Below are 21961 nucleotides of genomic sequence, written 5' to 3' on the forward strand. Positions count from 1 at the left end.
AAAGCAACTTATTGGCGAAGGCGCTTGAGCGCTCCATCACGCTTAGCACAAGACAAAAAAAGCGGCACATGCTCTCGCATGTGCCGCTTGGAATTTTTGCTGTTAAGCGTTATTACTCAACCGTTACCGCTTTCGCTAGGTTACGTGGTTGGTCTACGTCCGTACCTTTGATCAGTGCTACGTAGTAAGACAGCAACTGCATTGGGATGGTGTAGTAGATCGCCGCCGTGATTTCACTAACGTGAGGCATCGTGATGATCTTCATTGTTTCATCGCCTTCGAAGCCTGCGTCTGCATCTGCGAATACGTATAGAAGGCCGCCACGTGCACGCACTTCTTCAACGTTTGATTTTAGCTTCTCAAGTAGGTCGTTGCTTGGTGCAACCACCACAACAGGCATGTCAGCATCAATCAGCGCAAGAGGACCGTGTTTCAGTTCACCCGCCGCGTACGCTTCTGCGTGGATGTAAGAGATCTCTTTCAGTTTTAGAGACGCTTCCATCGCGATTGGGTAGAACTCACCACGACCTAGGAACAATGTGTGGTGCTTGTCTGCAAAATCCGTTGCTAGTACTTCAATTTCTTTCTCGAAAGAAAGTGCCGCGTTGATTTGCTTAGGAAGTGCGTGTAGCGCTTCGACAATCTCTTTTTCTTTCTCTTTGCTGATGCGACCTTGCTCTTTACCCAGTGCTGTTACCAGCATAAGTAGTGCAGAAAGCTGAGTCGTGAATGCTTTGGTTGAAGCCACGCCGATTTCGACGCCAGCGCGAGTCATGAATGCAAAATCTGATTCACGAACCAAAGAAGAACCCGCTACGTTACAGATGGTCATCGCCGCCATGTAACCTTTTTCTTTCGCAAGACGAAGGGCTGCTAACGTATCTGCTGTTTCACCAGACTGAGACAACGTAATAAGAAGGCTGTTTGGACGAGTCACAAACTTACGGTAACGGAACTCAGACGCGATTTCGACGTCACAGCTCACGCCAGCAATGTCTTCAAACCAGTAACGCGCTGTCATACCTGCGTTGTAAGACGTACCACACGCGACGATTTGTACGTGTTCTACTTTGCTTAGAATGTCTGCCGCATGCACACCGATCGCATCAGTTACAACAGAGTCTGCCGTGATGCGGCCTTCCATTGTGTTGATCAACGCTTTAGGTTGCTCGTAGATTTCTTTTTGCATGAAGTGACGGTATTGGCCTTTATCACCTGCATCATGCTCTGCATTTGATTCGGTAATTTCACGCTCAACACGTTCACCAGTCACATCGAAAACCGTTACGTCACGGCGAGTAATTTCTGCTACGTCACCTTCTTCTAGGTACATGAAGCGACGTGTTACGTTAAGAAGTGCAAGTTGGTCAGAAGCAAGGAAGTTCTCACCGACACCAAAACCGATCACGATTGGGCTGCCAGAACGTGCTACAACGATGCGAGATGGGTCTTTACGGTCCATCGCCACTGTGCCGTATGCGCCTTCAAGTTGTTTCGCTGTTTTTTGTACCGCTTCTAGTAGAGATTCAGCTGTACGCAGTTCCCACTCAACCATGTGTGCGATAACTTCTGTATCCGTTTGCGATTCGAATACGTAACCACGAGATTGAAGCAGCTCGCGCAGCTCTTCGTGGTTTTCAATAATACCGTTGTGAACCACCGTGATATCGCCAGACATGTGTGGGTGAGCGTTGATTTCAGAAGGTTCACCGTGCGTCGCCCAGCGAGTGTGAGCAATACCAGTACCGCCAACCACTTTTGCTTCATCAACCGCGTCCGCCAACTCTTGTACTTTACCTAGGCGACGAATGCGCGTTAGGTTCGCTTCAGCGTCAACAATTGCCACGCCCGCAGAGTCGTAACCGCGGTATTCCAAGCGGCGTAAGCCTTCAACTAAAATTTCTGCAACATCTCGTTGTGCTACTGCACCTACGATTCCACACATGTGTTTATCTCCGTTTGTAGTTTTGTTCTTCCCTAGCCATGTTTCAGATAGAGGCAGCAAGCAAAGGCCTGTATTCAGAGGGAAGCGAAATATGAAACTGGTTACATTGTTAGATTAGGCGCAAATGACTTTCACGCCATGTTGTTCAATCTGTACTTTGTGCTCTGGTTGGATATCCGCATCGGTGACCAGCACATCAATTTGATGCCAAGCGAGCTCTAAGTTAGGGATCTTACGACCGATTTTTTCGGACTCGATCATAACGATGACTTCACGAGAGACTTCTGCCATCACCTTACTTAAGCCAACCAACTCATTAAATGTTGTGGTTCCGCGCTCCAAATCGATGCCATCCGCACCAATAAACAGCTGGTCAAAGTCGTAAGCTCGTAATACAGATTCGGCTACTTTGCCTTGAAAAGATTCAGAGTGCGTATCCCAAGTTCCGCCTGTCATTAGCAGAGTGGGTTCACTCTCTAGTTCGTTAAGGGCATTGGCGACGTGCAATGAGTTGGTCATGACCACCAAGCCACGTTTGTCGTTCAGTTGCTGAATCAGCGCAGCGGTCGTGCTACCGCTGTCTATCACGATTCGATTATGGTCGCGAATCAATGATGCCGCAGCTTTCGCCAAACTTAACTTTCGAGTCGAAACATTAGAGCTTAGTTCTTCATGAATAACTTCCGTAGGGATGGCAATCGCACCACCGTATCGGCGTAAAAGTTGTCCATTTTTTTCTAGAGAAGCTAAGTCCTTTCTAATCGTGACTTCTGAGGTTTCGAACTTTTGAGCCAGTTCATCAACACTGACTTCTCCTAGCTCATTTACCATGTTTGAAATCGCGTGTCTTCTCAGTTGAGTGTTTCGTTTCGACATTTACGTTTTGAATTTAAGTTTCGATGTGAAACTTATTATAGTCAAACCGAAACTTTCAAGTCCATTTATTTCGATCCAAAAAATTAATATTTCTCGATAAAACCTTGTCCTAAGACAATTCTTAAACAGTGATATTGGATTCATTCGGTGGTAGAATTCGCCACCGAAAAGAAAAAAAATTACAGAACTGACGGCTATTTTTTTGCAACTTTCTGCATATAAAGTGGGATTAGTCACAAAAAGGTAACCAAAATCGCCGATCTTTTAGTCATAAAATGACTAAACTTGGTGAAAGACTTTCAGAATCTGAAGTTCAATAATACGGCGGAAAATCGGTGGGTGGCAGGCACTAAATGTCATCAAAAGCGCCTAACTTCAGAGTAAATAACCGACTTTCAAATTGTAACTATACTTACCGGAGAGTATCTTCCATGAAAAAGACCAAAATCGTTTGTACGATTGGCCCTAAAACTGAATCTGTAGAGAAGCTAACTGAACTAGTAAACGCAGGCATGAACGTAATGCGTCTTAACTTCTCTCACGGTGACTACGAAGAACACGGCACTCGTATCGCGAACTTCCGCAAAGTAATGGAAGCTACTGGCAAACAACTAGCAATCCTTCTAGATACTAAAGGTCCAGAAATCCGCACTATCAAACTAGAAGGCGGTAACGACGTTGATCTAGTAGCTGGTCAAGAATTCACTTTCACAACTGACACTTCAGTTGTAGGTAACAAAGACAAAGTTGCAGTAACTTACGCTGGCTTCGCAGCTGACCTAAACGTTGGTAACACTATCCTAGTAGACGACGGTCTAATCGAGATGGAAGTTATCGCAACAACTGACACTGAAGTTAAATGTAAAGTTCTTAACAACGGTGCTCTAGGCGAAAACAAAGGTGTTAACCTTCCAGGCGTTTCTGTAAACCTACCAGCTCTATCTGAAAAAGATAAGAACGACCTTAAATTCGGTTGTGAGCAAGGCGTTGATTTCGTAGCTGCATCTTTCATCCGTAAAGCTTCTGACGTTCAAGAAATCCGTGAAGTACTTGCTGCAAACGGCGGCGAGAACATCCACATCATCTCTAAGATCGAAAACCAAGAAGGTGTTGATAACTTCGATGAGATCCTAGAACTTTCTGATGGCATCATGGTTGCTCGTGGCGACCTAGGTGTTGAAATCCCAGCTGAAGAAGTAATCTTCGCTCAGAAAATGATGATCGAGAAGTGTAACCGTGCACGTAAGATGGTTATCACTGCAACTCAAATGCTTGATTCTATGATCAACAACCCACGTCCTACTCGTGCGGAAGCAGGCGACGTTGCAAACGCAGTAATGGACGGCACAGACGCAGTAATGCTTTCTGGCGAAACAGCAAAAGGTAAATACCCTGTTGAAGCGGTAACTATCATGGCTCAAATCGCTAAACGTACTGACTCTGTACTTAAAGCTGAACTAGGTTCTCGTCTAGACAGCCCACGCCTACGCATCACTGAAGCAGTATGTAAAGGCGCAGTAGACACAGCTGAAAAACTTGCAGCTCCACTGATCGTTGTTGCAACTGAAGGCGGTAAGTCTGCACGTTCAGTACGTAAGTACTTCCCAACTGCAAACATCCTAGCTCTAACAACTAACAAGAAAACTGCAGCACAACTAGTTCTAACTAAGGGTGTTACTCCAGTTGTTGTTGATGCTATCGAAAGCACTGACGCATTCTACGTAGCAGGTAAAGAACTTGCTCTAGAATCTGGTCTAGGTAACAAAGGCGATATCGTAGTAATGGTTTCTGGTGCTCTAGTCGCTTCAGGTACTACGAACACAGCTTCTGTACACGTACTATAAGACTGAATTTTTAACACTTCAGTTTATTGAGAAAGAGGGCTTATGCCCTCTTTTTTTATATGGCTTTCTTGCTCTAATAATACGCTACCTGTATCATTCACCTCACGCAGAACTGCGTACTGTTTAATTTTGTCGTCACGATAAAAAATTCTATGAGGTGTATGTGTCCAGTCCCACTCTTACCGACAAAGTATCAAAAATGATCTGTCAGGATATCCTGACTGGTGAGCTAAAACCTGGTCAAAAACTTGTGGTTGCAGAGCTAAAAGAGAAATACAACGTAGGTGCCTCCCCTATTCGCGAAGCATTGGTTCAGCTATCGTGGAGCAAATACGTCAAACTCGCGCCGCAAAAAGGCTGCTGGGTTGCACCAGTGTGTAAGCATGAGTTGAATGACTTGTATGAAAGCCTACGGATGACGGCTTCATTTCTATTGAAAAAGGCGATCATGACAGGCGATGAAAACTGGGAACTGGACGTCCTAACTTCATACCACAAACTATCTCGAGTGAATCTAGACCAAGGCTTTTGCTGGAGAGAATGGGAAGAACGCCACTATCACTTTCTTGAGGCGTTGCTTGAGGGGGCGAACTCGCACAATTTGTTTACCTTCTTCCGAGATATTTTAAACCAGATCAAGCGTTACCATTACTTTGCTATGCAAGTGCTAGGAACGAACAATCAAGGTCACTGCAATATCGATGAACAAGAGATGATCATGAAGTTATCGCTGTCTAAAAATAGTGACGATGCGGTGCAGTTTCTGGATCGTTATTTGTTGAAGTCGTTGCAATGTGTCGAAACCGCCATCGACAATCCGCTATAAACGTCACGCCAAATCAACTCGCTTATTAACGAAAAATCGGGTATATCCCGATTTTTTCTTTTTGGTATAAACGGTTCTCTCGCTCATGTGAACTAAGCAATATCATCAATGCTATGACACAAAGAAACGCAGTTTCTACCAGCGCTTTTGGATTCATACAGCGCGATATCTGCGCACTTATAGCTTCGAGTTCGGTCGGCAGTGAGGTCACTATAACCCGCACTGACGGTAACGGTCATATTGCTTCGCAGCTGAACCGCGACTCGTAAACGATTGAGCACCACTTCGGCCTCTTGAACTGTGGTATGAGGCATGATCACCGCAAACTCCTCACCACCGACACGAGAAACAAAATCCGTAGTGCGCACTTCACGTAGTAACGTTTCTGCGACGCTACAAATGACTTTATCCCCTTCATCGTGACCGCGTTCATCGTTAATGCGCTTAAAGTGGTCAATATCAAACAAAGCCAAACACGTCGTCGGTGTATCAGGATAACGTTCTACAATATTCGCGTAGTGGGTTAATTGTTCTTCAAACTTTCTGCGGTTCCACAGTCCAGTCAAACCGTCTTTCTCACTTAAGTTGCGCAGCTGCTCTTCCAACGCTTTACGTTCAGAAATATCCACCAGCGAAGTGATGTAATAGCTGATTTTACCGGACTTTGTTAAGTTCGCTTGGATACGCATGATCGCCGTAAACACATGATTCAATTGGGTACGGCAGCGTACTTCGCCTTCCCAAACATTCTCGCGCCCTAACTTATTCCAAATGTTTAGCGTCTCTTCGAGGTCTTCAGGAAGCAAAATCAGGCTATGGGCATTTGAGCCTTTCACTTGTTCGGTAGAATAACCCATCATGTTTTCAAACTCTTGGTTGACCATGATGATGCGAAGCGACGCGTCAGAAATCATGACGGCGGTCATACCATCGAGTGCGGCACGGGCTAACTTCGATTCCACACTATGACGACGGTAATGCAGCGCCAACGCGGTAATTGGCAAAGTGAAAACCAGCACAAGACTTAAGACAAACAAGGATTCTTGAATAAGGTCATTGATGTCGCGAGTCGCTCTCTTTGATAACTGCTCATTCGAGAGGTCGATGATGAGATGCAAAGGCTCGTTGGAGACAAACTTAATTGAGCTAAACGCAATCAAGTGTTCACCGTTATAAGAGTACCCCGCTTGCTCAGATACCACTCGCGGCCATATATCTGGATACATGTTCGAGAAATTAAACTGAGAACGCTCAGGAATAATATCGCCATACAAGCGCGACTCGTCAGGACTCGCGATATAAAAGCCTTTGTGCTTAACCAACTCGATATGGAAATCCCGCACTGGTGAATAGTTGAGGAGGGATGACAAATACTCGATATCGACATTCAACACTAAGTAGCCCTGTCGAACGTCATTCACTGAAATTGGCATCAAAATGCGTAGTGACGGACTTAGCGGATAAACCAATTCACCTTTGTCCCTTTCAAGTTCAATCCCCCAAGCTGAGATTTGCTCGTTATCCAAACTCTGCGCGTACTTAAAATACTCTCGCGCAGATTTATCTCGAAGGATCAATGATGGGCCAGCGATGCCGGTTTTGAAATCGTACTTAATGCGAACTTTTTCGGTGCCAGAGGTATCGAGAAAACGGATCTGCTTGTACAGTTTTTGGTTGCGAGCAACCGAGCTCCACATGTTCTCTAAGATGGTCAGATTGGCTTTACTGGGTTCACGTAAGTAATCGTAAAGGCTTTGACTGTGACCAAGTAGGTCGCTGATGGTTTCTATCTGGTCTTGAATATTGTTGTATTCGCGCCCAGTGTAAGCCAGTTGGTGTAAGGCTTCTTTGGCGGTGTTTTCAACATTATTCGCTAAGAGGGCTTGGTATTTCTGGTAGTAGTAGGTGGCGGTGAGGGCACTAAAGAATAGTGCTGTCGCCAATAATGTGCCGACCAGCTTTTTTACTTTCACGCGTCCTACAGCCTATGATGCCTACTAAAACGACAATTATATCATTATTTGGCAGCATCTAAACAAAAAGCCACTGTAATACAGTGGCTTTTCGGTCAGATATGAGGCTTGTTAAGGCTTTAACGCTCGTTCTCCACGGGCAATACCCACTACCCCGCTACGTGCTACTTCGACCACTTCGGTGACTTCGGAGATGGCTTGGATGAACGCGTCGAGCTTTTCACTGGTGCCAGCAAGCTGCACTGTGTACTGAGAAGCGGTGACATCCACAATCTGTCCTCGGAAAATATCTGCCGTACGTTTCACTTCCGCTCGAGCAAAACCACTGGCTTTCACTTTCACCATCATCAGTTCACGTTCAATGTGTTCAAACTCAGTAACTTCTTGCACTTTCAGTACATCAATCAACTTGTGTAGCTGTTTCTGGATTTGCTCCAGCTGCATTTCATCCGATGTGGTTGTGATGTTCAAACGCGATAACGTTTCGTCATCCGTCGGCGATACGGTCAATGATTCAATGTTGTAACCACGTTGAGAGAACAAGCCGACAACACGAGACAACGCACCCGGTTGGTTTTCCAATAGCAATGAAATAATGTGTCTCATATTAAGTTCTCTCCGTTTTGCTTAGCCACATCTTGTCCATACCTTCGCCTTTAATTTGCATCGGGTATACGTGCTCGGTTTCGTCTACGTTGATATCAACAAACACCAAACGATCTTTCATATCCAACGCTTTTTGTAGCCCTTCTTCGAGCTGATCTGGCGTTTCGATACGAATGCCGACGTGACCATAAGCTTCTGCAATCGCAGCAAAATCCGGAACAGAACTCATGTAAGAGTTAGAGTGGCGACCTTGATAAATTATGTCTTGCCACTGTTTTACCATACCGAGGAATCGGTTATTAAGGTTGATGATCTTCACAGGAATATCGTACTGCATGGCCGTCGATAGCTCCTGAATGTTCATCTGGATACTGCCATCACCCGTCACCACCACCACTTCTTCTTCAGGCATCGCGAACTTAACGCCCATACCAGCAGGAAGACCGAAGCCCATTGTGCCCAAGCCACCCGAATTGATCCAACGGCGAGGTTTGTTGAATGGGTAGTACAACGCCGCAAACATTTGGTGCTGGCCTACATCAGACGCCACATACGCATCACCATTGGTTAGCTTGTGCAGTGTTTCAATGACTTGCTGTGGCTTGATACGATCCGACGACGTTTCGTAAGACAAGCACTGACGATCGCGCCACACTTGAATATCATCCCACCACTTAGTGATCGCCGCTTCATCGTTGCCACAATCTTGCTCTGCCAGTAGACCAAGCATAGTAGTCAGTACTTTTTCAGCAGAGCCTACAATTGGAAGATCCACTTTGACGTTTTTGGAGATCGACGACGGATCAATATCAATGTGCATCACTTTCGCATTTGGACAGTACTTCTCAAGGTTATTGGTGGTGCGGTCATCAAAACGTACCCCAATACCGAAGATTAGATCCGCTTCGTGCATCGCCATATTGGCTTCGTAGGTACCGTGCATCCCCAACATACCAAGCGAGTTTTTGTGAGTCCCCGGAAATGCACCTAGGCCCATTAAGGTACTGACAACTGGCAGGTTAAGTTTGTCTGCCAGTTCTAAAATATGTTCGTGAGCACCAGAAATGACTGCGCCACCACCGACATAAAGCACCGGTTTTTTCGCTTCAATCAAAGACTTCAGCGCTTTCTTGATTTGGCCTTTATGACCCGAAGTGGTTGGCTTGTATGAACGCATCGAAATGCTTTCTGGATATTGGTAAGGCAGTTTGATTTGCGGATTCATTACGTCTTTTGGCAAATCAATCACAACTGGCCCAGGACGACCCGTTGTTGAAATGTAGAAGGCTTTTTTGATCGTTTCAGGGATATCTTCCGCCTTTTTCACCAAAAAGCTGTGTTTTACTACCGGACGAGAGACGCCCACGATGTCACATTCTTGGAAAGCATCGTTACCAATCAGGCTATTTGGCACGTTCCCTGAAATCACGATCATCGGAATGGAGTCCATGTACGCCGTTGCAATACCGGTAATGGTATTGGTTGCGCCAGGCCCTGAACATACCAGTACCACACCCGGCTTACCTGTTGCGCGAGCATAGCCATCAGCCATGTGCGTCGCAGCCTGTTCGTGTCTTACTAGTACGTGTTTAATTTGGTCGGTTTTTGCGTGCAGTGCATCATAGATATCCAAAACGGAACCACCCGGATAACCGAAGATCTGCTCTACGTTTTCCTCTATCAGAGATTGCACCACCATCTCTGCACCTGACAACATTGCTGTCATAATTGCTCTCCTTACCCAGAATTCCACACCGTAAGGTCAACGGTTTGGTCTGGTTTTACATAGTCTAGGTCTTATTCGTAGCCTAATCGAAATACTTCCACGTTTTCGGCTATGTCTTGCGTTCGTCATAACATCCCGCAAGGTTCATCAACAAATGTAACGGTTTATTAGCAACGGGTCTAATGAGAGATATGTCTAGTTTTTAAACAAGACACTAGAAAGCAGAACGATAACAGGAATAGAAGCCAACTAAGCGCAAATACGCAGCACGATCAAAAAACATAACGACAAAAAAAAGAACATAATTTCACAGAGATTTACCCAAACATCAGAAATTCACCCGTTATCTGCATCATCAAGCCGAACTGCTGCACATACAAAAATCCCCAACGATACCAAAAGGTATGGCTGGGGATCTTTTCATCAATCTGAAATCTAAGTCAGTGCTTGTTACTTTTTATCTGACTTTTCGTTGTACATTTCTTCGATTTCGTCTTGGTATTTATCGTTAATCACTTTACGACGCAGTTTTTGCGTTGGCGTTAACTCTCCATCGTCCATAGAGAAAGCTCTTGGTAGCAGTTTGAACTTCTTAACTTGCTCAAATTTCGCCAGTTCTTTTTGCAGTTCATTCACTCGCTTCTCAAGCATTTCGACCACTTGGTGGTGTTTGATAAGCTCAACTCGGTCGTGGTATGCGATGTTCAGTTCTTTCGCATATTCTTCAAGAGAGTCAAAACACGGCACAATCAGCGCAGAAACAAACTTGCGTGTATCGGCAATCACCGCAATCTGCTCAATGAAGTGGTCTTTACCAATCGCACCTTCGATCATTTGCGGTGCAATGTATTTACCACCAGAGGTTTTCATCAATTCTTTAATGCGATCGGTGATGAACAGGTTGCCATTTTCATCAATATGACCAGCATCACCGGTCTTTAAGAAACCGTGCTCATCAAACGTCTTTTCGGTCTCTTCTGGCATTTTGTAGTAACCGCGCATCACCATCGGGCCACGAACTAGAATCTCGTTGTTTTCGCCAATCTTCACTTGCGCGCCAGGCATCGACATACCGATAGAATCCGGATCAAAGCACTTGTCATCCCAGCACGAAATCGTCGCGGTGGTTTCTGTCATGCCGTAGCCCAACTTCACGTTGATGCCAATAGCATGGAAGAAGCGACCAATGGTTTCATCCAACTTCGCGCCACCACATGGCATAAAGTTGATACGACCACCGAGCAGTGCACGCAGCTTACTGAGCACCAGCTTGTCAGCTAATGCGTGTGCTTTGCGCAGCATCATCGAAGGTTTGCGCTTTTCTTGATGGCAAAGTGCCATTTTCGCGCCCATGTTCACCGCCCAAGTAAACATGATCTTGCGATGAATCGGTGCTCGAGACACTTTCTCGTGAATCGCTGAGAAAATCTTTTCGTAGAAACGAGGAACTGCACACATCACGGTTGGACGCACTTCACTTAATGCATCGCGCACCTGCATGGTGTCTTGCAAGTAACAGTTCGTCGCACCTTTGTATAATACGTAGAATGTCCAAGCGCGTTCAAATACGTGTGAAAGCGGAAGGAAACACAAAGAAACATCATCTTGAGATAAGCTCAAGCGTTGGTCGTGACCTTCTAGCTGCGCTGCGATGTTGCCATAATCCAACATCACGCCCTTAGGTTGACCCGTTGTACCTGAGGTGTAGATCAGCGTAAGCAAATCATCAACTTTCGCTTGTTCCAAACGCTCATCAAGTTCAGCTTGATGGCTTGTATCGCCTTTTGCGACAAAGTCTTTCCAAGAGATAGCAAAGTCATGATCGCCAAGCTCAATATCATCCGACATCGCAACAATCAGCTCTAACTGCTCACATTGTTCAAAAATGCTCACAGCAGCATCAAACTGAGGCTGTTCGCCAACAAACAGAACTTTTACGTCTGCGTTGTCGATGATGTATGCCGACTGAGCAGCAGTATTGGTTGGGTAGATAGGCACCGTCACGCCACGCAGTTGCAGTGCGGCGAAATCAGCAATCGTCCATTGCGGCATGTTGTTTGAGAAAATGCCGATCTTATCTTGGACTCCTAAACCCTGAGCCAAAAGTGCAAGCGATAAAGTATCAACTTGCTGACCAAACTGCTCCCAAGTAATACCTTGCCATGCTCCTGCTACTTTATGTTTCAGTGCAACGCGGGTACCACCGTTCGCAATTTGTTCACGAATACGTTTAACGATATGAAAATCTAACTTGGCCATTCTTTTACTTACCTTTTGGCTTACAGGCGTAAGCTATTTGAGCGAACAAGTGTACTCACGCAATGCTAAAACGCAACTGACCAGTATCAAACTTATCACTAATAAGAGACAACTATCACTAATGAACCCAAGGCCCAATTGAAGTTGATGGAGGTTTAGGCAAAATAACTTGCTGTTTCGCTTATTAATTAACCTAAATAAAAAGCCCCGAAAGACAAGCGTCTCTCGGGGCCAAACAATTGTAAAAATTGATGATTACAAATCCAGTCTGACCAGTTCATCAGACCAAATAATAAACTTATTTTGATGCAACCACTTCACCACACGTCACCATTAGCTGGTCACGTAGCCAAATGTGGCCTTTGTCTTTTTCACTTGATTCATGCCAGCTAAGGAAGCCGCTGATTTCTTTGTTCGCAAATGGGAAGTCTAGAATCTGCAGTTGGTCACTGTTCACCGCATTTTCCGCCATCCAGCGTGGTGCGATAGTCACTAACTCAGATTGGCTAACAACGTAAAGCAAGTTGCTTAGGCTTGAACCTTCGTACGCAGCTTGGCAGTCAAGCTCGCGGTACGCCTGCTCAGAGAAGCTACGTTGACCGTGAACTTTAGACAGTTTCGCGTGCTTTTCGTTAATTAGCTGCTCGGCGCTTACGCCACCTTGAATACGTGGGTGCGTTTTCGAAGCGATAACCACCAATTCATCTTTGAAGATTTCTGTGCTTGAGAAACCTTGCTCATCAAAACGAGCGTAATCGATCACGAAGTCGATTTCTTGGTAACGCATACGCTCAGAAAGAAGACGGTCAAATTCCGCGTCTAGATGCAGCTGAACGTTTGGCGCTTGTTGATTAATCTTCGCCATGATTTTTGGAGCAAAGCGCATGTCACATGGGCTGCAAATCGCCAGTTTGAATAGACGAGTTGACGACTCTGGTTGGAATACCGAGCTTGGCAATTCGTTACGGATCAATTGCAATGCTTGGCGGATAGGGCCAAACAGTTGACGCGCACGTTGAGTTGGTTGAATACCACGGCCCTGACGCATGAACAGTTCATCGTTAAACATCACTTTTAAGCGTGCCACGGCATTACTTACTGCCGGTTGAGACATGCCTAAGTTGTGTGCTGCACGAGTGATATTTTGCTCTTGCATCACAGCATCAAATACAGTCAGTAGGTTCAAATCTACACCACGCAAAGTGCTTTCCATACGGTAGCTAGCAATTGCGCTCATCGCATCTTTCTTCTCTAACATTGAGTGCGCCTCTTTTGTAATCGTCAAATTGTTTCAATGAATTCATAACGAATAGAATCCCATCTCGCACAAAAGACGGCGGCTGGATTCGAATCATTTTTACGAATAGAAACCTAATTTTTATTATATTTATCGTCCGGATACTTCCGGCTCGAAGCGTACTATCAACTAATCGATTGGGGTTTAGCAACTAGATTGATATTTAATCACTAAATTTTAGCCAATTAGGTATTTAGTCTTTAAAAATCAACCAATTGAGAAAAATATAAAAAACTATAAAACAACTAAAACCACACTCTTTGAGTATGTATTTAGCAAATTGATAAGACTAAGAACAAACATCGAAACATATTTACCTCACCTATTAATAACCAACAGACCAAAAAACACAGCCTATGTCTTTGGCGTAAATTTGCGCGTATCAGTCAAATAATCTGCAATTAAACAATGAATAGAAATGAACGAGAGGGAATAAAAATGCAGCCCTTCGAAATCGAAAAGCTGCATCAAGTACCATGTAGGAATGTTGGAAGGAACGTAATAATAGGTAGTTAATAGTTATTATGTGTTTGCCACAAATAATCCGAGCAAACAAACTTAGATATTGGATACATAGCTCGGAAAATCCACCTGCTCCCACAACTGTTTGGAGAGTTCTTCTTGCGAATCCCACGCCCCTTGTAAAACCCAATTCACGATGGCTTGTGCAACGTCGGGGTATTTAACACTCTCAGCTTGCTGCTCTTTGAGCCACTGACGTACGGTAGAAATGTCTAAACTGTCCATTGCAGTGGCTAACCCAAGATCTTCAAGTGTGGCTACGTTGCTCTGCTGTTCAAATTGTCCTGCCAGTGGTTTCATTAGCAGTTTTTTGCCAAGAGAAAGTGCTTCTGAAGGCAGTTCAAAACCGCCATTGGCGATGACCCCACAGCAACGATGTAGATGGTGCTGAAAGTTGGTATGGCACAGCGGACGCAATTCTATGTTCTCCACTTTCTCTACTTCTATCACGTCGGGGTGATAACAAATAAACGTCTGCTGATTAAAGTGGAACAACAGGTCGCAGATGTCCTCAATCGACTCAAACGGTAAATACACCAACACGAAATCATCGTTATCCGCTTGGTTATCCAAAGTGTGGACGATGGGCGGTAGCAACGGCTGGTCAAAGTGATACCAGTGCAATCCAAGCTGATGTTGAGATGGAGCAAAATACTCAAGTACTGATTTATCCAGCCAGCTCGCCCCCTTCAGAGGCACTGGATAGCGAAACGCATTTTGGTGACTGATGCCGATACACGGCTTATTTTGTTGACGAGCTGCCCAAGCAGTGACGGGTTCAAAGTCATTGATGATTAAATCATAAGGCGCCAGATTAAGTTGGTTCACTTCTTTGAAAAAATGAATCAAATTGTTGTTCAAGGCCGTTTTGGCGTAATTGACCGAGCCTTTTTCCGTCACAAACGTAAAACCGCGACGAGTCTGATAATCGCCAAACGCTTCCATTGAAAAGTATTTCTCCGGTGCTCGTCCAGAAAAAAGAAAGTCGACCTGCACATCGTGCGATTCAAATGCCTTGCTCATTGCACGAGCACGTGCGATATGGCCATTTCCCGTACCTTGAACACCGTATAGAATTTTCATTCATTAGCCTCCTACGATCGCAATAGCTAGAGCACCACACGCACTTCCCAACAGCGCCCCTATGATGACGTCAGTAAAGAAATGGACACCGAGCAAAATACGCGCCGTACCAATTAAGCTCGCCCAAAAGAATGCGGCATAACCGAGTTCTGGGTAGTAATGGTTGATAAGTGTTGCCATAACAAACGCAGCAGCAGTATGTCCAGACGGTAAACTATAGCGATCAGAAGGGGTGATAAAAGCAGGTAACAAAGCGCTCTGTTCTTCAGGACGGCGGCGTTTAAAGCTGTTTTTTAGCGTCCAGTAAATGGGTAGCTCGACGGCAAATGCCAGCAATCCGGCTAACATAAACCAAGATCCGTGTTCTTTATCTAAATACCAAGCTAACAGCCCTAAGACGACGTAGAGATGCCCATCTCCACTGTGCGAAACGCCTTTACTGATGTTGGCAACTTGTTGGTTAAAACGGTGCTGAAGACATACGCTAGAGAATGCTAAATCAAACTTAGCGATGGTTGCTATTGGCTGTGTGATTGTCTCAATGGTTCGCATGTGACCTTCCCTTACTTTGACAACGCCTTTGTGTGCAAAGTAGGAGGTTTAGGTGACAGCTACATGACGGGAAGTTGGACAATTAGTGACAAAAGTAGAATGGACGGAATAGCGCACATTGATGTGCCCAACCATACCGTTAAACACATCAATAAAAGCAATAAGAATTACGAAGGGTTAGCTGGTGAGGCTGACGGCGTATCGATATACCAAACTTTGCGTTTTTTGCGGCATGCGCGTAATGACCCCGTGGTAACATCACCGTCTTTGGTTAACTCATAGCTCAGCGCTCGACAAGTGTAGCTGCCCAGCAGCTCGTGTCGGGCACTCGATACGGAATGAGTCGCTTGCTGAGCATCGAGCAACGGATTCGGTTGAGTCGACAAAATATCGCGATTCACTACGTTGCTGCGTACGTAATCTTGATGCACGTAGCCCTTAATAACGCCTTTTTGTTCAACCAGAATCCAAGGTTCTCCTTCAACTCTCGCCAACGCATTGAACACTTCGCCTTTTTCAAGTTGCCCCAGCTTTGTACTCTCTACACTCGGTTTGGAGCGCAAATTTAACCCCGTTTTTGAACGATAGGAGACATCCATAAACTCCAGCTTGTTAGAGGTATCCACTCCCTCTTCTACTGGCCTGACTATCTCAGCTTGTTGCCACTCATTAGGTTGCACGCGGATCTTCCACCACGAATAGGTGTCAGGATCTTTGCCTTTGAATTTATCTCGGCTGTCCGACTCAAGCGCCACCAGCATCTGATTTAAGAAAGATTCCCGCCCTTCACTGCTTAAGTACATGTCCATTTGATCGCTGATCACCATAATACTTTGCGCATGATCGTTCACGATCACCGGAGAAGCCACCTCAGCATTCGTGTTTGATTGAAACAGCTGACAACCAGATAAGCTGATCAATGTTAATGCGAGTGCCGAACGTCCAAGTTGTTTTGCTGTGACCATGAATCCTTTACCTTCTGTTTCTCTTCACCTAATGCAACTGCACTACTATAAATGGTCAGCGCGTATTTTTGCCAAGCAATTAAGACCTTTGTGTGATAAGTCGCAATCCCTATACCGGAATTTTGATAACACAAAGCTTTAGGCTGTGATCTTTGTCGCCACGCACAGGTTCTAGTACGTTTCCTTCACTTTTAACTGATTGCACTTTGAATTGATTGAATGTGTCGATGTATTCGCTGACTATTATTAAACCACTCATCCGATATGAATAAAAAATCGACTTTAGGGTTGACGCGCTCCAAGGAGTGCGGTACTAATTTGTTAACTTAAATTTGTGGAAAGCTTAACAACTATGTCAGCTCATTTTTCTATCCTGCTTAGCCTCCTCCTGATCGTGACCAGTTCGCGCGGGTAGGCTGTGGAAGAAAAATAACCACACCAATTTCTTAGAAACCCGCATGAAAATGCGGGTTTTTTTATATCTAAATACTGGAAGTAAACGATTAACTTGCACGAAAGTGCAGAAATCAGGAAGGAAGCAAACATGAACGATCAGGTCATTATATTCGACACCACCTTGCGTGATGGCGAGCAAGCGTTGTCAGCAAGCTTGACGGTTAAAGAAAAACTGCAGATTGCCTATGCGCTTGAAAGGCTGGGCGTTGATGTTATCGAAGCTGGTTTTCCTATCTCTTCCCCTGGCGATTTCGAGTCCGTACAAACTATTGCAAAACACATCAAAAATAGCCGAGTTTGTGCCCTTTCGCGTGCCGTTGCGAAAGACATCGATGCCGCAGCTGAAGCGCTAAAAGTTGCTGACCAATTCCGTATCCACACTTTTCTAGCCACTTCCACGATTCACGTTCAAGACAAGCTACGCCGCAGTTACGATGACGTACTTGAAATGGCGGTCAACGCCGTTAAACACGCGCGTAACTACACCGATGATGTCGAATTTTCTTGTGAAGACGCAGGCCGAACACCAATCGACAATCTATGTCGCATGGTTGAAGCCGCAATTGATGCTGGAGCAAGCACCATCAACATTCCCGATACCGTTGGCTACACAGTACCAAGCGAGTTCGGTGGCATCATCCAAACGCTTTTCAACCGCGTGCCGAACATCGACAAGGCCATCATTTCTGTGCACTGTCATGATGACTTGGGCATGTCGGTCGCAAACTCAATTGCAGCAGTACAAGCCGGTGCTCGCCAAATTGAAGGCACCATCAATGGTATCGGCGAGCGTGCGGGTAACTGCTCACTAGAAGAGATCGCGATGATCATCAAGACGCGTCAAGAGCTTCTGGGCGTAAGCACGGGGATCAAACACGAAGAAATCCATCGTACTAGCAAGTTAGTGAGTCAACTGTGCAACATGCCGATCCAAAGCAACAAAGCGATCGTAGGTGCCAATGCATTCAGCCATTCTTCAGGTATCCACCAAGACGGCATGTTAAAGAACAAGAACACTTACGAGATCATGACTCCTGAGTCGATTGGTCTTAAGAACCAAGCACTTAACCTAACCAGTCGTAGCGGCCGAGCGGCGGTGAAGAGCCACATGGATTCCATGGGTTATAAAGAAGATGAGTACAACCTAGACGCACTGTACGCCGACTTCTTGAAACTGGCCGACCGTAAAGGCCAAGTGTTTGATTACGATTTGGAAGCGCTAATGCACTTCTCCAACTTGCGTGAAGAAGATGACTTCTACAAGTTGAATTACCTAAGCGTGCAATCGGGCAGCGTGATGGCAACCACCAGCATCAAGATGCAATGTGGTGATGCGGAAATGTGTGAAGCGGCGGTCGGCAATGGTCCGGTTGATGCGCTATACCAATGTATCTACCGCGTGACAGGTTACGAGATCGTACTAGATAAATTCGATCTAACCGCAAAAGGTGAAGGTGAGGATGGTCTAGGTCAAGCAGACATCATTGCCAACTACAAAGGTAGAAAATACCACGGTACGGGCGTGTCAACCGATATCGTAGAAGCTTCTGGTCAAGCACTATTGCATGTTATCAACAGCATCCATCGCGCAGACACCATTGCCGAGATGAAGCAGAAAAAGATTGCTACGGTATAGTCATGCTGAGCTTTATCGCTCAGAGACACACAACACGATTTCAAATAATTAAGCTCAAAAATTAGAAGATTAAAGGAATAACATGACAGACAAATCATACAAAATCGCCGTACTTCCTGGTGACGGCATCGGCCCAGAAGTGATGGCTCAAGCGCATAAAGTTCTGAATGCTATCGAGCAAAAACATGGCATCTCATTTGAGCGCGAAGAACATGATGTTGGTGGTATTGCTATCGATAATCATGGTTGCCCACTTCCAGAAAGTACGGTAACAGCGTGTGAAGAGTCTGACGCAGTTCTATTTGGTTCGGTTGGTGGCCCTAAGTGGGAACATTTGCCACCAAACGACCAGCCAGAGCGCGGTGCATTGCTGCCACTACGTAAGCACTTCCAACTGTTTTGTAACCTTCGTCCAGCGCAAATCCACGCTGGTCTAGAAGCTTTCTCACCGCTACGTGCAGACATCTCAGGTCGCGGCTTTGATATTGTCGTCGTACGCGAATTAACTGGTGGCATCTACTTCGGCCAGCCGAAAGGCCGTGAGGGTGAAGGCGCTAACGAAAAAGCGTTTGATACCGAGGTGTACCACCGCTACGAAATCGAACGTATTGCAAAAATCGCGTTTGAATCTGCTCGTCTACGTCGTAAGAAAGTGTGCTCAATTGACAAAGCAAACGTTCTGCAGAGTTCTATCTTATGGCGTGAAGTTGTGGAAGAGATTGCCAAAGACTACCCAGATGTCGAGTTGTCTCACATGTACATCGACAACGCGACCATGCAGTTAATCAAAGACCCAGCCCAGTTTGACGTCATGTTATGTTCAAACATCTTTGGCGACATCATCTCTGATGAGTGTGCAATGATCACGGGCTCTATGGGCATGTTGCCTTCAGCAAGTCTTAACGAAAGCAAGTTCGGCCTATACGAGCCTGCCGGTGGCAGCGCACCAGATATCGCAGGCAAAAACATTGCTAACCCAGTTGCGCAGATCCTTTCTGCAGCACTGATGCTGCGTTACAGCCTTGGCGAAGAAGCCGCGGCGCAAGATATCGAATCCGCAGTATCTAAAGCACTTTCGGCAGGCGAGCTTACCGCAGACCTAGCAAGCGACAAGCCTGCACTGACGACATCAGAAATGGGTGACAAGATCGCTGAGTACATTTTGAACTCATAAACAGACTGACATTATAAATATAACTGTCGTTTGCCATCACCACAGCGGATCATCCCGTTGCGGTGACAAGGACGACGAGGAAAGGAAGCAATGGGCAAAACACTATACGAAAAAGTCTACGACGCACACGTTGCAGTCGCGGCAGAAGGGGAAACCCCTATTCTTTATATTGATCGTCACTTGGTACACGAAGTGACCTCTCCACAAGCCTTTGATGGCTTGCGTGAAAAAGGTCGTAAAGTTCGTCAGGTTAGCAAAACGTTCGCCACGATGGATCACAACGTTTCGACCACAACCAAAGACATCAATGCCTCTGGCGAGATGGCGCGTATCCAAATGGAAACGCTATCGAAAAACTGCGAAGAGTTCGGTGTTACCCTTTACGACCTAAACCACAAATATCAGGGCATCGTCCATGTTATGGGCCCAGAGCTAGGCATTACTCTACCGGGTATGACCATCGTTTGTGGTGACTCTCATACCGCAACACACGGGGCATTTGGCTCACTGGCTTTCGGTATCGGTACATCAGAAGTTGAACACGTACTAGCGACTCAAACGCTAAAACAAGCACGTGCGAAAACAATGAAAATCGAAGTGAAAGGTAAAGTCGCACCGGGTATTACCGCAAAAGATATCGTTCTAGCGATCATCGGCAAAACAACGGCAGCAGGCGGTACTGGTTATGTGGTTGAATTCTGCGGTGAAGCGATTACTGACCTTTCTATGGAAGGCCGCATGACGGTATGTAACATGGCCATTGAATTGGGCGCAAAAGCAGGCCTAATTGCACCAGATGAAACCACGTTTGAATATATCAAAGGTCGTAAGTTCTCACCGCAAGGCGCAGATTTTGATGCTGCAGTAGAGTACTGGAAGACGTTAAAAACTGACGCAGATGCCGAATTTGATGCCGTAGTAACGCTAAATGCTGCTGACATCAAACCACAAGTAACTTGGGGCACAAACCCAGGTCAGGTCATTGCCGTTGACCAACCGATTCCAGCACCAGAAAGCTTCACAGATCCAATCGAAAAAGCGTCTGCTGAAAAAGCATTGGCTTACATGGGCCTAGAAGCAGGCAAATCATTGTCTGACTACCAAGTAGATAAAGTGTTTGTTGGCTCTTGTACGAACTCTCGCATCGAAGACATGCGCGCTGCCGCCGTCGTGGCGAAAGGCCGTAAGGTCGCATCGCACGTTCAAGCATTGATTGTCCCGGGCTCAGAACAGGTGAAAGCACAAGCAGAAGCCGAAGGCTTGGATGTCATCTTTAAAGAAGCGGGCTTTGAATGGCGTCTACCAGGTTGTTCAATGTGTTTAGCAATGAACAATGACCGTTTGGGACCTCACGAGCGTTGTGCATCCACATCAAACCGTAACTTTGAAGGCCGTCAGGGCCGTGATGGTCGCACTCACTTGGTTAGCCCTGCAATGGCAGCCGCGGCAGCTATCGCTGGTCACTTTGTTGACATTCGTGAATTAACTTTTGATAAACAGGATTAGGGAGAACAACAATCATGTCAGGTTTTAAACAACATACTGGTTTGGTTGTGCCTCTAGATGCCGCCAACGTTGACACGGATGCCATCATTCCAAAGCAGTTTTTACAAAAAGTTTCTCGCCTAGGTTTCGGTAAGCATCTTTTCCATGACTGGCGCTTCCTTGATGATGCAGGCGAGCAGCCAAACCCTGAGTTTGTAATGAACGCGCCACGTTACCAAGGCGCTTCTATCCTACTTGCGCGTGAAAACTTCGGCTGTGGCTCATCTCGTGAACACGCACCTTGGGCTTTGGCTGATTATGGCATTAAAGCGATGATCGCACCTAGTTTTGCGGACATTTTCTACGGCAACTCCATCAACAACCAAATGGTTCCGATTCGTCTGACTGAGCAAGAAGTGGATGAATTGTTCCAATTCGTTGAAGCCAATGAAGGTGCGCAAATTGAAGTGGATCTGGAAGCCCTAAAAGTGCGCGCAAACGGCAAGGAGTATGACTTTGAAATCGACGAGTTCCGTCGTCACTGCCTGCTTAATGGCTTAGATAACATCGGTTTGACGCTTCAGCACGAAGACAAAATCGCTGAGTATGAAGCCAATATCCCGAGCTTCCTGCGTTAAAACGCATCCTTGAATACACAAATAACAGGCTGACCATTGTCAGCCTGTTTTGTTTTTATGCGTAGATTAAAGAAAGAAAACAACAACTAGACGGGTCT

The 21961-nt window shown here is 45.7% G+C and carries 16 protein-coding genes; 6 read left to right on the forward strand and 10 right to left on the reverse strand.

What is annotated here, in order from left to right:
* Window positions 1-112 precede the first annotated feature (112 nt).
* Together glmS and ACF8EG_RS08435 are read right to left on the reverse strand one after the other, a co-directional pair.
* Window positions 113-1945 carry a glutamine--fructose-6-phosphate transaminase (isomerizing) gene (gene glmS, locus ACF8EG_RS08430; RefSeq protein ID WP_025631416.1) on the reverse strand — a complete coding sequence of 611 codons (1833 nt, stop codon included), beginning with the start codon at window positions 1943-1945 and terminating at the stop codon, window positions 113-115.
* 114 nt (window positions 1946-2059) lie between these two features.
* Complete coding sequence (locus tag ACF8EG_RS08435; RefSeq protein ID WP_005453786.1) at window positions 2060-2821, reverse strand: DeoR/GlpR family DNA-binding transcription regulator; 762 nt, start codon at window positions 2819-2821, stop codon at window positions 2060-2062.
* Window positions 2822-3252: 431 nt separating this feature from the next.
* Here ACF8EG_RS08435 and pykF point away from each other — a divergent pair, with 431 nt between their 5' ends.
* Together pykF and ACF8EG_RS08445 are read left to right on the forward strand one after the other, a co-directional pair.
* Window positions 3253-4665 (forward strand): pyruvate kinase PykF, encoded by a 1413-nt coding sequence (gene pykF, locus ACF8EG_RS08440; RefSeq protein WP_005453794.1) that lies wholly within the window; start codon window positions 3253-3255, stop codon window positions 4663-4665.
* Between the two features lie 157 nt (window positions 4666-4822).
* Window positions 4823-5491, forward strand: a complete 669-nt coding sequence (locus tag ACF8EG_RS08445; RefSeq protein ID WP_005480529.1) for a GntR family transcriptional regulator — start codon at window positions 4823-4825, stop codon at window positions 5489-5491.
* Between the two features lie 92 nt (window positions 5492-5583).
* Here ACF8EG_RS08445 and ACF8EG_RS08450 read toward each other — a convergent pair whose 3' ends face one another.
* The 8 genes from ACF8EG_RS08450 to ACF8EG_RS08485 all read right to left on the reverse strand — a co-directional run bounded on the left by ACF8EG_RS08450 (window position 5584) and on the right by ACF8EG_RS08485 (window position 16474).
* Window positions 5584-7464 carry a diguanylate cyclase gene (locus tag ACF8EG_RS08450; RefSeq protein WP_276419669.1) on the reverse strand — a complete coding sequence of 627 codons (1881 nt, stop codon included), beginning with the start codon at window positions 7462-7464 and terminating at the stop codon, window positions 5584-5586.
* A 111-nt stretch (window positions 7465-7575) separates the two neighbouring features.
* Window positions 7576-8070, reverse strand: coding sequence for an acetolactate synthase small subunit (ilvN, locus tag ACF8EG_RS08455; protein WP_005459526.1), 495 nt, complete (start codon window positions 8068-8070; stop codon window positions 7576-7578).
* A 1-nt stretch (window position 8071) separates the two neighbouring features.
* Window positions 8072-9796, reverse strand: coding sequence for an acetolactate synthase 3 large subunit (locus ACF8EG_RS08460; RefSeq protein WP_005480580.1), 1725 nt, complete (start codon window positions 9794-9796; stop codon window positions 8072-8074).
* A gap of 450 nt (window positions 9797-10246) precedes the next feature.
* The gene (locus tag ACF8EG_RS08465) at window positions 10247-12055 is read right to left on the reverse strand and encodes a long-chain fatty acid--CoA ligase (protein WP_005480577.1); all 1809 of its coding nucleotides are present in this window, start codon (window positions 12053-12055) and stop codon (window positions 10247-10249) included.
* Window positions 12056-12353: 298 nt separating this feature from the next.
* Entirely contained in the window at window positions 12354-13313 is a 960-nt protein-coding gene (gene calR / locus ACF8EG_RS08470; RefSeq protein ID WP_005459522.1) for a LysR family transcriptional regulator CalR, read from the reverse strand.
* Window positions 13314-13910: 597 nt separating this feature from the next.
* Window positions 13911-14957 carry an MJ1255/VC2487 family glycosyltransferase gene (locus tag ACF8EG_RS08475; protein ID WP_005488416.1) on the reverse strand — a complete coding sequence of 349 codons (1047 nt, stop codon included), beginning with the start codon at window positions 14955-14957 and terminating at the stop codon, window positions 13911-13913.
* Window positions 14958-14960: 3 nt separating this feature from the next.
* Window positions 14961-15509, reverse strand: a complete 549-nt coding sequence (locus ACF8EG_RS08480) for a phosphatase PAP2 family protein (protein ID WP_276419668.1) — start codon at window positions 15507-15509, stop codon at window positions 14961-14963.
* Between the two features lie 167 nt (window positions 15510-15676).
* A complete protein-coding gene (locus ACF8EG_RS08485; protein ID WP_023584988.1) occupies window positions 15677-16474 on the reverse strand; it encodes an SH3 domain-containing protein in 798 nt (265 codons plus the stop codon).
* 544 nt (window positions 16475-17018) lie between these two features.
* Here ACF8EG_RS08485 and leuA point away from each other — a divergent pair.
* The 4 genes from leuA to leuD all read left to right on the forward strand — a co-directional run bounded on the left by leuA (window position 17019) and on the right by leuD (window position 21863).
* Complete coding sequence (leuA, locus tag ACF8EG_RS08490) at window positions 17019-18566, forward strand: 2-isopropylmalate synthase (RefSeq protein ID WP_017449029.1); 1548 nt, start codon at window positions 17019-17021, stop codon at window positions 18564-18566.
* A gap of 82 nt (window positions 18567-18648) precedes the next feature.
* A complete protein-coding gene (leuB, locus tag ACF8EG_RS08495; protein ID WP_015296196.1) occupies window positions 18649-19740 on the forward strand; it encodes a 3-isopropylmalate dehydrogenase in 1092 nt (363 codons plus the stop codon).
* A gap of 90 nt (window positions 19741-19830) precedes the next feature.
* Window positions 19831-21246 carry a 3-isopropylmalate dehydratase large subunit gene (gene leuC / locus ACF8EG_RS08500; RefSeq protein WP_005459505.1) on the forward strand — a complete coding sequence of 472 codons (1416 nt, stop codon included), beginning with the start codon at window positions 19831-19833 and terminating at the stop codon, window positions 21244-21246.
* Window positions 21247-21260: 14 nt separating this feature from the next.
* Window positions 21261-21863, forward strand: coding sequence for a 3-isopropylmalate dehydratase small subunit (leuD, locus tag ACF8EG_RS08505; protein WP_276419666.1), 603 nt, complete (start codon window positions 21261-21263; stop codon window positions 21861-21863).
* Window positions 21864-21961: the final 98 nt, after the last annotated feature.

This window comes from Vibrio sp. YQ_11 (genome assembly GCF_043103065.1).
Classification (GTDB): Bacteria; Pseudomonadota; Gammaproteobacteria; order Enterobacterales; family Vibrionaceae; genus Vibrio; species Vibrio parahaemolyticus.

Coding starts and splice junctions, on each gene's coding strand:
- ACF8EG_RS08435 (WP_005453786.1), bottom strand. CDS start 2,821: ATGTCGAAACGAAACACTCAACTGAGAAGACACGCGATTTCAAACATG.
- ACF8EG_RS08465 (WP_005480577.1), bottom strand. CDS start 12,055: ATGGCCAAGTTAGATTTTCATATCGTTAAACGTATTCGTGAACAAATT.
- ACF8EG_RS08480 (WP_276419668.1), bottom strand. CDS start 15,509: ATGCGAACCATTGAGACAATCACACAGCCAATAGCAACCATCGCTAAG.
- ilvN (WP_005459526.1), bottom strand. CDS start 8,070: ATGAGACACATTATTTCATTGCTATTGGAAAACCAACCGGGTGCGTTG.
- ACF8EG_RS08475 (WP_005488416.1), bottom strand. CDS start 14,957: ATGAAAATTCTATACGGTGTTCAAGGTACGGGAAATGGCCATATCGCA.
- ACF8EG_RS08460 (WP_005480580.1), bottom strand. CDS start 9,796: ATGACAGCAATGTTGTCAGGTGCAGAGATGGTGGTGCAATCTCTGATA.
- leuB (WP_015296196.1), top strand. CDS start 18,649: ATGACAGACAAATCATACAAAATCGCCGTACTTCCTGGTGACGGCATC.
- leuA (WP_017449029.1), top strand. CDS start 17,019: ATGAACGATCAGGTCATTATATTCGACACCACCTTGCGTGATGGCGAG.
- glmS (WP_025631416.1), bottom strand. CDS start 1,945: ATGTGTGGAATCGTAGGTGCAGTAGCACAACGAGATGTTGCAGAAATT.
- calR (WP_005459522.1), bottom strand. CDS start 13,313: ATGTTAGAGAAGAAAGATGCGATGAGCGCAATTGCTAGCTACCGTATG.
- pykF (WP_005453794.1), top strand. CDS start 3,253: ATGAAAAAGACCAAAATCGTTTGTACGATTGGCCCTAAAACTGAATCT.
- leuC (WP_005459505.1), top strand. CDS start 19,831: ATGGGCAAAACACTATACGAAAAAGTCTACGACGCACACGTTGCAGTC.
- ACF8EG_RS08485 (WP_023584988.1), bottom strand. CDS start 16,474: ATGGTCACAGCAAAACAACTTGGACGTTCGGCACTCGCATTAACATTG.
- leuD (WP_276419666.1), top strand. CDS start 21,261: ATGTCAGGTTTTAAACAACATACTGGTTTGGTTGTGCCTCTAGATGCC.